Below are 15,188 nucleotides of genomic sequence, written 5' to 3'. Positions count from 1 at the left end.
TCCAATCCCCTTCCAAGGAGCGTCGCATGAGCACGCTGGTCATCCGCAACGCACGCATCACCACCCTCGATCCGCAGCAACCGCATGCGCAGGCATTGGCCGTGCAGGAGGGGCGTATCGTCGCTGTCGGCAGCGATGAACAGATCATGCGTGACTGGGGCAACGAAGCCACTCTGATCGATGCCCAGGGACGGCGCCTGGTTCCGGGCCTCAATGACAGTCACACCCACCTGATCCGCGGCGGCTTGAACTACAACCTGGAGCTGCGCTGGGACGGCGTGCGCTCGCTGGCCGATGCGATGGCCATGCTGAAGGCGCAGGTGGACCGCACGCCCGCACCGCAGTGGGTGCGGGTGGTAGGGGGATTCACCGCCACCCAGTTCACCGAGAAGCGCCTGCCGACCCTGCAGGAACTGAACGACATCGCCCCGGATACGCCGGTGTTCCTGCTGCACCTGTACGACCGCGCGCTGCTCAACCGCGCCGCGCTGCGTGCCTGCGGCTATACCAAGGAAACGCCTGATCCGCCCGGTGGGCAGATCGTGCGTGATTCGCTGGGCAACCCGACCGGCCTGCTGCTGGCCAAGCCGAATGCACTGATCCTGTATGCGACCCTGGCCAAGGGGCCGAAACTGCCGATCGAATACCAGGCCAATTCAACCCGCCATTTCATGCGCGAGTTGAACCGCCTGGGCATCACCTCGGTGATCGACGCCGGCGGTGGCTTCCAGAACTACCCCGAGGACTACCAGGTCATCGAACAGCTGCACCGCGACCAGCAGCTGACCGTGCGCATCGCCTACAACTTGTTCACCCAGAACAAGGGCAGCGAGGTCAGCGATTTCCGCGGCTGGAGCGAAATGCTGCAGCCACGCCAGGGCGACGACCTGCTGCGCCACAATGGTGCCGGCGAGATGCTGGTGTTCTCCGCAGCCGACTTCGAACTGTTCAACGAGCCGCGCCCGGAACTGCCGCCGGAGCTGGAGCCGGAACTGCACGACGTGGTGAAGCTGCTGGTGGAGAAGCGCTGGCCGTTCCGCATCCACGCGACCTACGACGAGAGCATCAGCCGCATTCTCGACGTCTACGAACAGGTCAACCGCGAGGTGCCGTTCGATGGCCTGCACTGGTTCATCGACCACGCCGAGACCATCACCCCGCGCAACATCGAGCGTATCCGCGCATTGAACGGCGGCATCGCCGTGCAGCACCGCATGGCCTACCAGGGTGAGGCCTTCGTGCAGCGCTATGGCGTGCAGGCGGCGCGGCACACGCCACCGGTGAAGCGGATGCTGGCCGAGGGTGTGCCGGTCGGTGCCGGTACCGACGCCACGCGCGTGGCCAGCTACAACCCCTGGGTGGCGCTGTCGTGGCTGGTGACCGGGCGCACCGTCGGTGGCCTGGCCTTGTACGGTGATGAAAACCTGCTGGAACGTGAGCAGGCTTTGCGCCTGTGGACGCAGGGCAGTGCCTGGTTCTCCGGCGACGAAGCGGTGAAGGGCACGCTGAAGGCAGGCCAGCTGGCCGACTTCATCCTGTTGTCGGCCGACTTCTTCCGTGTCGACGAGCAGCAGATCGCCGACATCACCAGCTTGTTGACCGTGGTGGGTGGCCGCATCGTGCATGGCGACGGCGACTACGCCGGATTGGCGCCGCAGCTGCCTCCAGCGATGCCGGACTGGTCGCCGGTGAACCGGTTCGGTGGCTACCACGTCGGCGGCGCCGCCACCGGCCTGGCGGCGGCCCATCATCACCATCATGGCGCCGCCTGCAGCACCCATGGTGCGCACGGCCATGCGGCCCGCCATGCCGCGCCAACCGATGATCTGACCGCGTTCTGGGGCGCGATGGGATGTTCGTGCTTCGCGTTCTGACCCTGGCATCACTGGCATTGCCGTCGTTGGCACTGGCCTGCGACGGTGGCGCCTGTACCGCAGTTGGCGATGGCCAGTTGCAGTGGGATGCATCGCTGCGCTTGCGTGGCATGTACTACGACCCGACCCGGTTCGGCGTTGGTGGCGGCGAGGATGGCTACGGCCTGCTGCGTGCGCTGGCGTCGGCGACCTTCGCCCGCGATGACTGGCAGGCGAAGCTGCAGCTGGGTGCACATGCCGAGCGCGGCAAGGCCGGCGGTCCAGGGCGTACCGATCGCGGTGCGTTGGACGTACAGCAGGCGTACTGGCGCTGGGCTGCTGGTGGCATGCACGTGCAGCTGGGCAGGCAGGAAGCGGGCTATGGCAGCTCGCGCCTGCTGTCGGTGCGCGATGGGCCGAACATCCGCTTGGCGTTTGATGGTGCACGGGTAGGTTGGCAGGGCCGGCTGGGCGCGCTGGACCTGATGGCGCTGCGCCCGGTGGAGAACCGCGCGGGTGCGTTCGATGACCGCGGTGAGCGCGGTGCACACCTGATCGGCGTGTATGCCACGACGGCGAAGGGTGCAGGCAGCAGCCAGTGGGATCTCTATCTGCTGGACTATCGTCGCGAGGGCGCGCGCTTCGCCGCAGGCAGCGGTACCGAGCGGCGGCAGACCCTGGGCGCGCGCTGGTTCGGTCAGTCCGGTGCGCTGGACTGGAATACCGAACTGGTGATGCAGGGCGGTGAACTGCGGGCAGAGACCGGCGATCTGGATATCCGCGCATGGACCCTCGCCACCGATACCGGCTGGCGCTGGGTAGCGCTGCCGCTGCAACCACGCGTGGGCCTGAAGGCCGATATCGCCAGCGGCGATGGCGATCCGCGAGATGGTCGACTCAGTACGTTCAATGCGTTGTTTCCCAAGTCCGCCTATTTCAGCGAAGCCAGCCTGTTGGCACCGGCCAACCTGATGGATCTGCAGCCGACACTGACGCTGCGCCTGCATGACGCGGTGACCACCGAGCTGGGTGTACAGCTGGCCTGGAAGCAGCGGCGCGCCGATGCGGTCTACACCACGCCGGCACCGTTGGCAGCGCTGCCCGGCAGTGCCGGAGGCGCACGCCGCATCGGTACCCAATACAAATCCGAAACCCGCTGGCAGGTCAATGACCGCTGGCAATGGCAGCTGCAGCTGGCCTGGGTCGACGCGGGCCCTGCACTGAAGCAGGCCGGTGGCCAGGACACGCTGTTCGCCTCAATCGTTGGAGCATGGCAATGGTGAACGCATCCGCGTCACAACACTCCCCACAGGCCGATGGCGCCTGGTCGCCGCTGAAGATCCGCATGTTCCGTTCGATCTGGCTGGCGATCCTGGCCAGCAACATCGGCACCTGGGTCAACGACGTGGCTGCGGCCTGGGTGATGGCCGAACGCACCGGCTCGGCACTGATGGTGGCGCTGGTGCAGTCGGCCACCACCGTGCCGATCGTGCTGCTGGCGCTGGCTGCCGGCACCCTGGCCGACATCGTCGACCGCCGCAGGTACCTGCTGTTCACCCAGGGCTGGATGCTGTTGGTGGCTGCAGTGACGGCGGTGCTTACGGCGATGGACCTGCTGACGCCGCAGCTGCTGGTGCTGCTGACCTTCTGCATGGGCTGCGGCGCGGCGATGGCGATGCCGGCGCAGGCCGCGATCGTCTCCGAGCTGGTGCCGCAACCGATGCTGGCGTCGGCGGTGGCACTCAATTCCATCGGCATCAACATCGCCCGTTCGATCGGTCCAGCCATCGGCGGCGTGATCGTGGCCCAGCTTGGTGCGGTGTGGGCCTTCGGGTTCAACGCCATCACTTTTGCAGCAATGCTGTTCGTGGTGTGGGGCTGGAAGCGCGATCCGAAGGCATCCAGCCTGCCTCCGGAAGGATTCGGTGCTGGCCTGAAGGCCGGCCTGCGCTATGCAAGCCGCGCCGGACGCCTGCAGGCGGTACTGATCAAATCGGCCGGCTTCTTCTTCTTTGCCGCAGCGATGAACGCGATGCTGCCGGTGGTGGTGCGCGGGCAGATGCACGGTGGGGCGGGGCAGTACGGCGTGCTGCTGGGCTGCATCGGCATTGGCGCGGTGGGCGGTGCACTGCTGCTGCCGAAGCTGCGGGCCAGGCTCGACCGCGACCTGCTGGTGCTGCTGGCCACCCTGTCGCTGGCTGCAAGCCTGGCCGGTCTGGCGCTGACCCGCAGCTGGTACGTGTTGCCGCCGGTGATGCTGGTCAATGGCTTTGCGTGGATCACCGTGTTGTCTTCGTTGCAGATTGCGGCGCAGACCGCGGTGCCGGCCTGGGTGAGGGCGCGGGCGCTTGCCCTGTACATCATGGTGTTCTCGGCCGGCATGGCAGCGGGTGGCCTGAGCTGGGGCGCCCTGGCGCAACGCACATCGCCGGAACTGGCATTGCTGGTGGCCGCAGCAGGCGCGGTCATCGGCGGCCTGCTGGTGTGGCGCGTGCGTATTGCCGGCGCCGAGGATCTGAACCTGAGTCCTGCCGGCCACTGGCCAGCGCCGGAGCTGTCGGTGCCGGTGTCGAATGATCGTGGACCGGTGCTGGTGACCATCGAATATCGCATCGATGCCGCCGACCGTGCCGCGTTCCAGGCGCAGATGCGCACGCTGGGGACGATCCGTCGACGCGATGGCGCCGTGGTCTGGGGCGTGGTCGAGGATGTGGCGACCCCGGGCACCCATCTTGAATATTTCGTGGCGGCGTCGTGGTTGGAGCACTTGCGCCAGCACGAGCGCATCACCGCCGACGACAAGGCGATCCAGGAGGCGCTGCGCGCGCTGCATCGCGGTGAGCGCGCCCCGGTGGTGCGTCATTTCGTCGGCGGCCATGATCCGCTGCCGGCGGCAGCGCCCCATCACCACAGCGACATCTGATGGCCCCGTGGTAGAGCCGGCCGCTGGCCGGCTGATCGCGACTTTGATCGAGGTTGATGGGGTTGCCGGCCAGCGGCCGGCACTACCGCAGGCACGGCGGCGCCGGAGCGCCGCCGCGATACGTCATTTACGTGCGAACGCCAGCAGGTCGGCGTTGAACTGATCCGCATGGGTAAGGGTGAGGCCGTGCGGTGCACCGGCATACACCTTCAGTTCGGCGTCCTTGATGATCTGCGAGGACAGCTTGGCCGAGGCGTCGAACGGTACGATCTGGTCGTCATCGCCGTGCACGACCAGGGCTGGCACGTCGATCTTCTTCAGGTCTTCGGTGTAGTCCACTTCCGAGAATTCGTGGATGCAGTCGTACTGGCCCTTCACGCCGCCCAGCATGCCCTGCAGCCAGAACGAATCACGCATGCCTTGGGTGACGCTGTTGCCATCACGATTGGCGCCGAAGAACGGCGTGGCCAGATCCTTGAAGAACTGCGACCGGTCGCCACCGGTGCCCTTGCGGATGCCGTCGAAGACCTCCAGCGGAGTGCCGGCCGGATTGCTGGCGGTCTTCAGCATCAACGGTGGAACCGCGCCGACCAGCACCACCTTGGCCACGCGCGTGCTGCCGTGGCGGCCGATGTAGTGAGCCACTTCGCCACCGCCGGTGGAATGGCCGACCAGGATCGCGTCCTTCACGTCCAGCGCATCCAGAACGGCAGCGAGGTCGTCGGCGTAGGTGTCCATGTTGTTGCCGTCCCAGGTCTGGCTGGAGCGGCCATGGCTGCGGCGATCGTGGGCGATCACCCTGTAGCCGTTCTGGCCCATGAACAGCATCTGCGGGTCCCAGGCGTCGGACGACAGCGGCCAGCCATGGGCGAATACGACGGGCTGACCGGTGCCCCAGTCCTTGTAGAAGATGCGTGCGCCATCGTTGACGGTCACGAAATTGCTCATTGCAGGTTCCTTGGCGGAAGGGAGGGAAGACGCCTGCGGGTTCGCCGGCGCCTGCGGCAGTACAGCGCAGGATGGGCTGAGTGCATTGCACGGCTGTGGCGGATTGACGGGTTCGTTGCGTTGACGCGACTCGCTCTGGCGGCAGCTCGGTGCTGATGGCAACCATGGCCATCGGACGCGCGAGGGCCAGTCATGAAGATGCCGATGTGGGGAGTGCTGCCCGGACTGCTGTTGGCGGCTGTCGCGGCGGCGCAGACCAACGTCTACAAATGCACCGATGGCGAGCATCCGGTCTACCAGCAGACGCCCTGCCAGGGGCGGGCGGAGTGGCGCTGGGAAGTGCCCAGTGCCGAGTCGAAGGCGCGCGGGCCGTTACCTTCGGCCGTGCCGCCTGCCCGCAGCGCAACCACGCGGACGCCACGGCGCGGGCGCGCGCAGGGCGCGCTGATATCGATCACGGCCGACCCGCAAGCGTGCGAGCGGGCGCGCCAGCAGCAGGTGAAGACGCTGGCCAAGCCGCGCAGGCTCGACTACCTGCAGCGCAGGCAGCTGGATGACGCGGTACGCGAGGCCTGTCGTTGAGCACAATGAAAAACGGCACCCGAAGGTGCCGTTCTGGTCTGCAGCCGGGTAAGCCTCAGCGGCCGTCGCTGGCGGCGGCCGGCGCCGCTGCTGCATCCGGCTTGGGCAGGCTCAGCTCCGGGTTGCCCTGCTCGGCCTGCAGGATCTGGATCCGGCGCTGCAGCGCATCGAGTTGGCTGTTGGTGCTCTGCACGTCGGTGCTCAGGCTGACCGCCTGCTGCTGGGCCTGCTGCAGCGCTGCGCTGACCTGCGCCGACTGCGCCTGCTGCTGTTCCATTTCCTGCTGCAGGGTGCGCAGGCGTTCTTCGTTGTAGGCCACCAGGCGCTCGGTGTAGCGCTTGCCGGCTTCCAGCCGGGTGGTGTCGATGTAGACCTGCGCCAGCTGTTCGGACTGTTGCGCGAAGGTGCGGTAGACACGCTCGGCGTTGTCGACGGCATCGGTCTTGATCACCCGCCAGAAGTTCTTCTCCTGGAACAGGGCCACGTAGTAGGTCAGGGTATTGGCGTTGAACAGCAGGCTGGCGCCGTAGTTGCCGTTGTAGGTAGTACGCAGCTCGGTAAGCTGCTGCGCATCCATCAACTGCTTGAGTTCGTCGACGGTGTTGCGTACCACCGGTGCGGTCTTGGCCGGCTCGACGGTGGCAGTGCGATCGCCACGTGCGGCCAGCGCCGACGGCGCTACCACGATCATGGCCACGGCCAGCAGTGCTGCGCCGCGCGGATACCGGGCGAAGACGGTGCCCCCTGAAGTTTCTCGCATGTCTAGACCATCCACGGATGTAGTGTGGGTTGAGTTGAAAGTGGTTCCCCGCCGCGAGTCTAGCATGGGCGCGGACGTCGCCAACCGGCGCCCGCGCGGCTCAGAAGACCAGCTGCGCCGAGCTGCACTGGATCGACTGCATGCTGACATCGGTGCGGCCCAGTTCCAGCCCGAGCAGGCTGGCCAGGGTGTTGGTCAGCAGGGTGCCGACGCTGTTGAGCACCGGCTTGAGCGCGGCCAGTACGGGGTTCAGCAGCGCGCACAGCAGTCCGCTGCAGGTCACGTTGTTGCCCGGTGTGGTTACCCCGCCGCCGTTCTGACCGTCGAGGAATCCGGCCGGGGCGGTCTGGATGTAGGACGCCAGGTTGGTGCGGACGCAGCCGTTGTAGTCGATCAGGTTGCCCAGCAGGCTGTCGCAGCGGTTGATCAGCAGGCCGCCGACCAGCGAGCCGAGCAGGCCGTCGAGCAACCCAAGGCCCTGGCCGGTCACGGTGGTGCGATAGCCCGTCCACACCGAGCCATCTTCCCAGCAGGTGGTCAGGCCAAGCAGGCAGGGCTTGGGTACACCTTTGGTGACTGTCCAGTTGCCCAGCGGTGCGAGGTTGCGTGACGGATCGCCATCGCGCAGCAACGGAATCACCTGGTCCACGTTGTAGCGCCCGCCGCTGGGGAAGGCGGCCTGCAGGTAACGGTCGGCCAATGCCTTGGCGGTGTCATTGGCGTTCATGCCCTGCTTGGGCGAACTGAGCATGCCTGACAGCACGCGCAGCAGTTCGTTGACCAGATCGGACACGGCGGTGCCGACGGCCAGCGGGTTGATCCGGGTGGAGCCGGTCTGGCCGGCGGCCAGGGTCAGGCTCTGCGTGCTGGTCAGCGCCGGCAGTGTGATCTTGTCATTGATCAAGGGCTGCCCCAGCAGCTTCAACAACTGCTCGTTCTGCAGGGTCGCGTCACAGACGTTGCTCTTGGAGAAGCGATCGGCCGCGTTGACCTTGCCGACGCAGGCTCGCAGCACCGAGGAATCGACCTGGACGGTGGCCGTGGGCGGCGTCGCCCCGCACTGGATGCTGGTCAAGGTCCCCATCGCATTGGCTACATCCACGTGCAGTGGCAGATGCAGGCGGGTACCCAGCAGGTTCAACAGCGGACCGATCGCGAACAGGCGGTCGCTGTCCACGTCCACCATCAGCCGCACCTGCGCGTTGTACGCACGTGCGCCGACACCACCGATGGCGATCGACGGCGGCTCCACCACGCCGGCCTTGACGTCGATGCCCAGCAGGTTCAAGCCCTGCACCTGCACGCCATTGCCATCGTTGGCGATGGAGATCGCGGCGGTGACAAGATCCAGCACGTTGACCCGCGATTCCAGCGCGCTGCCGATGGTGCCGTCCGGCGAAATCACCTGCGCGAACAGACCACCGCCACCGTTCTGGCTGCCCAGCAGAATATTGAGCTGGTTGATGTCCAGCCGGGTGCCGACCAGGTTGGACAGCGCCTGTAGCTGCACGCCGACAGTGGTATCGCGACCAACGACAGTGGCGGTGGCATTGACCAGCTGTGCCAGCGAAATACGGTTGATCGACAGCAGCCGGTTGAAGTCGGCCACGCTGAGGTCAGCGGTGACCGGGATGCCCAGTGCGGCCAGCAGCCCTGATGGAGTGATGGTGGCCTGGGCCAGACCGTCGTAGGACAGCACCGTCGCGTTGGTGACGTCCAGGCCGACCAGGCGAAGGGTTGCCATCAAGGGTGAGTTGCCATTGGTACGCAGCAGCTGCGAACCCACCGCGAACACCGCCGTGGGTTCCGAGCGCTTGGCCACCGCCTGCACGCGCAGAGTGGGCAACGTGCGGTTCTGGCCGAAGAACGGCAGCACGCCGCGTTCGGCAATGACGCGCACCGCGTTGCGCGGATTGCTGGCGTCCACGCTCGGGCTGAAGTGGTCTGCCGTTCCGCGGCTGGCATTCCAGTTGCCACACTGGATCTGCACCTGCCCGCGGAAGCGGTTCTGCGCGAGCGCGTTCTGCCGGGCGGCGCTGTTGTCGGCATTGTTGGCGCTGCACAGGTCCAGCCGTTGTGCGCCTGCCAGCGCGGCCAGATCGACCACTTTCTGTGCATCGCGCTTGGCCCAGAACAGGAAGCCGATTTCGATCAGGCCGAGCATTGCCAGCAACGCGATCATCACCAGCATCATGGTGACCGACATGCCGCCGCGCGGGCGACTGAAGCTGATATGGCGTGCTCGGTTCATGGCAGACCTCAGCGTCCGGATCGGGAGGATCCTGCAGACTTGGCGACGTCGGTTTCAAAGAACTGCGGGATGTCGTACTGGAAGCTCTTCAGGTAACGCGCGTAGCTGGATGTGGCCTGGTCGCCGAGGATCGGCAGGCGCGCGCCAGCTACCTCGCCGGAGGCCTGCAGGCGGAACAGGCTGCGTGTGGTGTCGCCGATCTGTGAGGTGTTGGGCCGCAGCTGCGTGCCGCCGAAATCAGGCGTGGCTGCAGCGGATGCAGGGGCTGCAGGGGCTGCGGGGTCTGCGGCGGTCGCAGCGGCCGGCAGCGGCGATACGTCCACGGTGGCCAACGGCTCGCTGTGCAGGGGCGCGGCTGCCGGCGCGGGCGCAGCGCCGCCCAGCATCTGCCCGGTCAACGGTTGCTGCGGCGTCTGCGCCTGCACAACCGCAGCGAAAGACAAGCCGGCAAGCATCGGCAGCAGGCAGCGGATCAGCGGCGTCGAGGTCATGGCGTGTTCCCGGTGGGATGGTCGGTAGTGCCGAAGCGTTCCAGCATCGAGGGCGGCAGTCGTGGTGAATCGCGTTCGTCACGGCCATCACGGCGTGGTTCAGCGGCCAGGCGCGGGCCTGTGGTGGCGGGGCTGACGGGTGCGGAGGCAACCGGTCGTGTCGCTGCCGCCGCTGCCGCCGTGGTAGCTGCCTGGCGTTGCTGCAGCCGTGCGCGGATCTGCTGTGCCTGTTGCTCGACGCTGCGGCGCGTTTCCTCGCTGAAGCTGGCCTGCTGGGCCAGTCGTTCGACGGTGGCCGTGTCGCCGCGCAGCAGCGCCCACAGGGCGAGATTGGCGGTGGCCTTGGCGTTGCCCGGCGACAGTTCCAGCGCCTTGGCCAACGGCTCGCGTGCTTGTTCGAAGCGACCGGCGCGCAGCCGTGCATAGCCCAGGTCGCCCAGATAATCGGTGTTCAGCGGGTTCAACTGGGTGGCACGTGCGAGTGCCTGCTCGCCGCCGTCGTCATCATCACGGAGGGCGGCGATCAGGCCGATGCCGTGCGCGGCGGCCGCAGCCTGGGGGCCATTGCCGAGGTCGCGGTACAACGCCAGCGCCGCATCGATCTGGCCGGTCTGGCGCAGTGCATCGGCGTGCAGCAGTCGCAGCGCCGGGGTATCGCCGTAGCGCTGGCGGAAGGCATCCACGTGCGCCAGCGAAGCGTACCAGGCGCCCTGCAGCTGCATGCGCTGGATCAGCTCCAGATAGGCGTTGCGGCTGTCCTGTGGGGCCGGCGTCGGCTCGGCCAGGCTCGGCGCACGCAGGTACTTCGGCGTGGTGGAGCTGCAGCCGGCAGCGGCGGCAACCAGGGCGAGCAGCAGGCAGGTGGGGCGCAGGACAGGCATGAAGGTCATCCCATTTTCGACAAGGTAGTGGCCAGCGCGACCAGCGCCGGTCCGGCCAGCACCAGCATGAGTGCCGGCAGCAGGGTCAGCATCATGACCACGGTCATCTTCACCGAGAGCTTTCCGACTTTTTCCTTCAGCGCGTTGCGGCGCTGCTCGCGCAGGCGGATGCTGAACTGGCGCAGCGGTTCCTGCACGGCGCCGCCATGCGCGTGCACCTGCAGGATCAACTGCACGAGGCTGGACAGGTCGTCGTCGCCGTACACATCGCTCAGCCGCCGCAGTGATTGCGCGCGCGTGCGTCCGTGGGTGTAGGACACATTTGCTTCCTGGATTTCCCCGCCAAGTACCGGCAGTGCGTCGCGCAGCTTGTCGCCCAGTGTCTGCAGGCTCTGATCCATGCTGAAGCCCACGCCCTGCAGCAGGCGCAGCAGGTCGATCAACAGCGGTAGTTCATTGTTCACGGCACGCCGCCGCCGCTTGACCCAGGCGCTGAGCGCGAACTTCGGCAGCAGCAGGCCGGCAGCGAGCGCGCCGATCACCACCATGATCCTGGACAGTCCCGTGGCATCGCTGATCGCCAGCGCGATACCCAGCACCAGCACCGCCAGCAGCAGGCGCAGGCCCAGGTAGATGGCGGTGCCGCGTCGGGTGTTCCAGCCAGCCAAGTCCAACAGCAGGCGATCTTCACCAGCCAGCAGGGCCGTTTCCAGGCGGCCGCCGCTCAGTCCACGACCGAACTGCTCCAGCCAGCCGAGTGAATCCTTCCGCGCATCGGCAGCGCCGTCTTCGTTTTCGCGAGGGCGCAGCGCCGTTTTCAATGTTGCCGCGCTGCGGTCCTCGCGATGCCCGCGCACCCAGCTGCCGAGCCCCAACAGGGCCACGCCGGCAGCCAACACCAGCAGGGCGGCCACGAACCAGATGCTGGCGCTCATTGGATGCCTCCTGCGTGGGTGGGAATGGTCACAGCGATTTGGCCAGGCGGTACAGCAGGAAGGCGCCGGTCAATTCCATGCACAGGGCGATCAGCAGAATCTTGTGGCCCAGCGGATCGTGCAGCACCGGCTGGAAGAACTCGGGGCTGGAGATCGCCATCAACACCGCGCTGGCCGGTGGCAGCAAGCCCAGTACCCACGCCGACATGCGGGTCTCCGACGTGGTCGCGGCCAGCTCCTGCTGCGCCTGTTCCAGGTCTCGCATGAAGTCGCCCATGCGCTGCAGGATCTGGTCGGCACGGCCGCCGATGCGCACGCTCACGCCCATCACCACCGCCAGCACCTTCAGCACGTCCATGCGATAAGGCTGTGCGGCCAGGTTGAGCGCGCGGTCCAGGTCCATGCCGCCACGGGCGTAGCGCACGGTGGTGTCGAGCAGGCCACGCAGCGGTGCGTTGGTCTGCATCGAGGCGACCTGGAAGGCGGCCTGCAGGCTGTTGCCGAGCGCGGTCAGGCGCACCAGGTTGTCGAGGAAGTCCGGAAGCTGGTGCAGCAGCTGCGCCTGCAGTTTGCCGGTGCGGCGCATCAGCCACAGCCAGCAGCCCAGCAGGTACAGCAGCAGGGTCAGCGGGAACATCCAGGCGGTGCCCAGGCGCAGCACCGCGAATGCGGACAGGGCGATGCCTGGCAGCAGCATCAGCAGTGGCAGCTTCCAGCCCGGCGTCAGGCCGGCCCGTTGCAGCAGTCCGTCCCAGGGTAGGGTGCGTCGGCCCGGCGGAGGCAGTGGTGCCTGCCGCGCCGCGTCGGAGGTTGCGGTGGCAGGGCCGGTGCCGCGCGCCAGCTGCTGCTCGGCATGCTGCAGGGACGCTTGGCGCTGTTCGCGGGTGCTGGCTGTGCCCCACAACCACACGGCCAGCGCCAGCAGCACCGACACGATGCTCAGCACACCCAGCAGCAGGCCGGTACTCATGCTCAGAAATCTCCGTAGAGGGATTCGCGCAGCAACTGCCGGAACGGCTCCAGCTTGTGCGAATGCGGCTGGAAGCCGAGTCCGATCCAGCGGTCGGTTTCCTTGCCGCTGCCATCGATCTGCACTTCGTGGCGGAACATCTCCTGGGTGGTGATCAGGTTGTCGCTGACGCCGGTGATTTCGGTGATCGACACCAGCACGCGGCGGCCGCTGCCCAGCCGCGAGATCTGCACGATGAAGTCGATGGCGCTGGCGATCTGCCGGCGCAGGCTGTCTTCGCTGCCCTGGAAGCCGGCGAATCCGGCCAGCATCTCGATGCGGTACAGGCAGTCGCGCGGCGAGTTGGCGTGGATGGTGGCCATCGATCCGTCATGGCCGGTGTTCATCGCCTGCAGCATCTCCAGCACCTCGGCGCCACGCACCTCGCCGACCACGATGCGGTCGGGGCGCATGCGCAGGCTGTTGCGTACCAGGTCGCGGATGCTGACCGCGCCCTGGCCCTCGGCGCCACCGATGCGGCTCTCCAGGCGCACCACGTGCGGGTGGTTGAGCGAGAGCTCGGCGGTGTCTTCCACGGTGATGACGCGTTCGTTGGCCGGCACATAGCTGGCCAGCGCATTGAGCAGCGAGGTCTTGCCCGAGCTGGTGCCGCCGGAGACCAGGATGTTGCAGCGGCCCAGCACCATCGCCTTCAGCAGCGCCTGCATCGGTGCATCGAAGGTGCCCTTGGCCAGCAGCTCGTCGGGGGTGAAGGGGTCCTTGCGGAACTTGCGGATGGACACCATCGGTCCGTCCACCGCCAACGGCGAGATGATCGCGTTGAGGCGACCGCCATTGGGCAGGCGCGCATCGACCATCGGATTGGAATCATCCAGGCGGCGGCCGAGCGGGGCGATGATGCGGCGCAGGATGCGCAGCAGGTGGGTGTCGTCGGTGAAGCGCTGTGGCGCGCGTTTGAGCTGCCCGCCCTGGGAGACATGCACATCCTTGAAGCCATTGATCAGGATGTCTTCGATGGTGGGGTCATGCAGCAGGTCATCGAGCGGGCCGAACCCGGTCAGCTCCTTGACCAGGCCTTCGGCCACCACCTGCATTTCTTCCTCGTTGATGGGGATGCGCCATTCCTGGATGAAACTGACCGTCTGCACCTCTACCCAGCGGGCGATGGTGTCAGGGGCCCAGGAATCGATGTCGATGCGCTCGTCTTCGATGCTGTTGAGCAGGTGCTCGTGCGCGGCCGACAGCACCTTCTGGTACTGCTCGGTCTGTGCGAACGGCAGGCTGCCCGGTGCATGTTCCGGCACCGAGTTGCGGGCGACAACGTGCGGGAACGGGGTCACTTTGTCTTCCATTGCGATCCACCCAGGGCAAGGGCAAGTCTTTCCCGCAGGCCATGCGTCTGGACCGGGCAGGCAGCCGGATCCAGGCGTTGCACCAGCGGGGCGAGGGCACGCAGGTACGGGTCGCGCGGCGCATCCTGCAGCAGCAGATGACCATGGCTGGCAGCCGTGCGTACCCGTGGCCGCTCGGGCAGGGTGGCCAGCAGCGGCAGCTCGAAGCGGCGCGCGATCTGTTCGGGGCTCATGCCACTGTTGTCGTCGTGGCGGTTGATCAGCAGCTGCAGCCGCTTCTCGCGATCGCGCTGGCCGGAAAGGTGCTTCAGGGCGTGATCCAGCGAGACGAGGGTAGCGATGGATGCGTCAGCCACCAGCCAGATTTCGTCGGCCTGGTCCAGCAACAGCGGCGGCAACTGCCGTAGCGGGCAGCCGCCGGCATCGCACAGCACGCTGGCAAACACGCTGCGCAGGCGCTGCAGCAACGCGCCAGGATCGGACGGTGGCAGTGCGTCGCTGCCGCTGGCGCGGTCGAGCAGGACCAGGCCGCTGGGATGCCGGGCCATCGCCGTGCGCGCCAGGGTGGCGTCGATGCGGCTGGCATTGCGCAATGCGTCTTCGTAATGGAAGCGGCTGTCGAGGTTGAGGTACAGGGCGAGGTCGCCGGCGGGCTGCGCCACCTCCATCAGCAGTCCGTCCTGCACGGCCGCATCGCCCTGGGCCAGCGTGTGGGTCTGTTGTGCGAGCACCGACAGATGTGCAGCCAAGGTGCTGGTGCCGACGCCGGCGCGCACGCCCAGCAGCACGATCAGCCGCGCCTTGTGTGCCTGCTGCGGGCTTGCGGCGGGGCGCGGGGACAGTGCGCGGCGCAGGGCGGCTTCGATGCCGGTGTTGTCGCTGTCCAGGTCCAGCACATCGCGCAGGCCGGCGCGCAGCGCCATCACCACGCCTTCCACCTGGCCGGCGCTGGTGGCGCCGACGGCCACCAGGGTCAGTTCGGGTTGGGTCTGCTGCAACTGCTGGGCCAGTACCGTAGATGCCGATGCATGCTCCGGACGGAAATCCAGCAGTACCAGGTTCTGCGGGCCGCGCTGCAGGTCCTGTGCCGAGGTCGGCTCGCCGCTGTCCTGCCAATGCAGTGCCGTGGCCGGCGGCAGTTTGGCAGCCAGGCGTGGCAGCAGTTCACGGTCGATCCCGTACAGGACCAGGTTCATCGGTGGTCCTTGCGGGTGCAGCGGCAGGGCAGTGGCGTAGGGCATG

Annotated in this window: 13 protein-coding genes; 4 read left to right on the top strand and 9 right to left on the bottom strand. The window is 67.1% G+C overall.

The features are described 5' to 3' along the window. Positions 1-26: 26 nt before the first annotated feature. From ACQ5SA_RS02975 to ACQ5SA_RS02965, 3 genes are read left to right on the top strand one after another with little or no spacing between them, the layout of a single operon-like run. Positions 27-1,874, top strand: coding sequence for an amidohydrolase (locus ACQ5SA_RS02975; protein ID WP_499313312.1), 1,848 nt, complete (start codon positions 27-29; stop codon positions 1,872-1,874). Beyond that, positions 1,853-3,136, top strand: coding sequence for an alginate export family protein (locus ACQ5SA_RS02970; protein WP_499312579.1), 1,284 nt, complete (start codon positions 1,853-1,855; stop codon positions 3,134-3,136). Before ACQ5SA_RS02975 ends, ACQ5SA_RS02970 begins: the two co-directional genes overlap by 22 nt. Further along, positions 3,130-4,776, top strand: a complete 1,647-nt coding sequence (locus ACQ5SA_RS02965) for an MFS transporter (protein WP_499312577.1) — start codon at positions 3,130-3,132, stop codon at positions 4,774-4,776. The genes ACQ5SA_RS02970 and ACQ5SA_RS02965 overlap by 7 nt, the downstream gene beginning before the upstream one ends. Positions 4,777-4,899: 123 nt before the next feature. Here ACQ5SA_RS02965 and ACQ5SA_RS02960 read toward each other — a convergent pair whose 3' ends face one another. Next, positions 4,900-5,724 (bottom strand): alpha/beta fold hydrolase, encoded by an 825-nt coding sequence (locus tag ACQ5SA_RS02960; RefSeq protein ID WP_499312575.1) that lies wholly within the window; start codon positions 5,722-5,724, stop codon positions 4,900-4,902. 192 nt (positions 5,725-5,916) lie between these two features. Between ACQ5SA_RS02960 and ACQ5SA_RS02955 the strand changes: the two genes are divergently transcribed. After that, on the top strand, positions 5,917-6,306 hold the full coding sequence (locus ACQ5SA_RS02955; RefSeq protein WP_499312573.1) for a hypothetical protein: 390 nt from the start codon (positions 5,917-5,919) through the stop codon (positions 6,304-6,306). A 55-nt stretch (positions 6,307-6,361) separates the two neighbouring features. On the opposite strand, the gene ACQ5SA_RS02950 is transcribed toward ACQ5SA_RS02955, so the two are convergent. The 8 genes from ACQ5SA_RS02950 to ACQ5SA_RS02915 form a co-directional block, all read right to left on the bottom strand. Further along, entirely contained in the window at positions 6,362-7,066 is a 705-nt protein-coding gene (locus ACQ5SA_RS02950; protein WP_353098390.1) for a DUF2968 domain-containing protein, read from the bottom strand. 100 nt (positions 7,067-7,166) lie between these two features. Next, the gene (locus tag ACQ5SA_RS02945) at positions 7,167-9,317 is read right to left on the bottom strand and encodes a TadG family pilus assembly protein (protein WP_499312572.1); all 2,151 of its coding nucleotides are present in this window, start codon (positions 9,315-9,317) and stop codon (positions 7,167-7,169) included. Between the two features lie 8 nt (positions 9,318-9,325). Continuing rightward, on the bottom strand, positions 9,326-9,808 hold the full coding sequence (locus tag ACQ5SA_RS02940) for a DUF3613 domain-containing protein (RefSeq protein WP_499312570.1): 483 nt from the start codon (positions 9,806-9,808) through the stop codon (positions 9,326-9,328). Beyond that, positions 9,805-10,689: a tetratricopeptide repeat protein gene (locus ACQ5SA_RS02935; protein WP_499312568.1), complete on the bottom strand. Its 885-nt coding sequence runs from the start codon at positions 10,687-10,689 to the stop codon at positions 9,805-9,807. Before ACQ5SA_RS02935 ends, ACQ5SA_RS02940 begins: the two co-directional genes overlap by 4 nt. Before the next feature lie 5 nt (positions 10,690-10,694). Continuing rightward, positions 10,695-11,624 carry a type II secretion system F family protein gene (locus ACQ5SA_RS02930; protein ID WP_230110331.1) on the bottom strand — a complete coding sequence of 310 codons (930 nt, stop codon included), beginning with the start codon at positions 11,622-11,624 and terminating at the stop codon, positions 10,695-10,697. 28 nt (positions 11,625-11,652) lie between these two features. Beyond that, positions 11,653-12,594 (bottom strand): type II secretion system F family protein, encoded by a 942-nt coding sequence (locus ACQ5SA_RS02925; protein WP_499312567.1) that lies wholly within the window; start codon positions 12,592-12,594, stop codon positions 11,653-11,655. 2 nt (positions 12,595-12,596) lie between these two features. Further along, on the bottom strand, positions 12,597-13,946 hold the full coding sequence (locus ACQ5SA_RS02920) for a TadA family conjugal transfer-associated ATPase (RefSeq protein ID WP_089235920.1): 1,350 nt from the start codon (positions 13,944-13,946) through the stop codon (positions 12,597-12,599). Then, the gene (locus ACQ5SA_RS02915; RefSeq protein WP_343245329.1) at positions 13,931-15,187 is read right to left on the bottom strand and encodes a CpaE/TadZ family protein; all 1,257 of its coding nucleotides are present in this window, start codon (positions 15,185-15,187) and stop codon (positions 13,931-13,933) included. The genes ACQ5SA_RS02920 and ACQ5SA_RS02915 overlap by 16 nt, the downstream gene beginning before the upstream one ends. Position 15,188 lies beyond the last annotated feature (1 nt).

Source organism: Stenotrophomonas indicatrix (genome assembly GCF_050573115.1).
In the GTDB taxonomy this organism is placed as follows: domain Bacteria; phylum Pseudomonadota; class Gammaproteobacteria; order Xanthomonadales; family Xanthomonadaceae; genus Stenotrophomonas; species Stenotrophomonas lactitubi_A.
The sequence above is the reverse complement of the archived record's forward strand: the minus strand, read 5'-3'. Positions and strand labels throughout refer to the sequence as shown.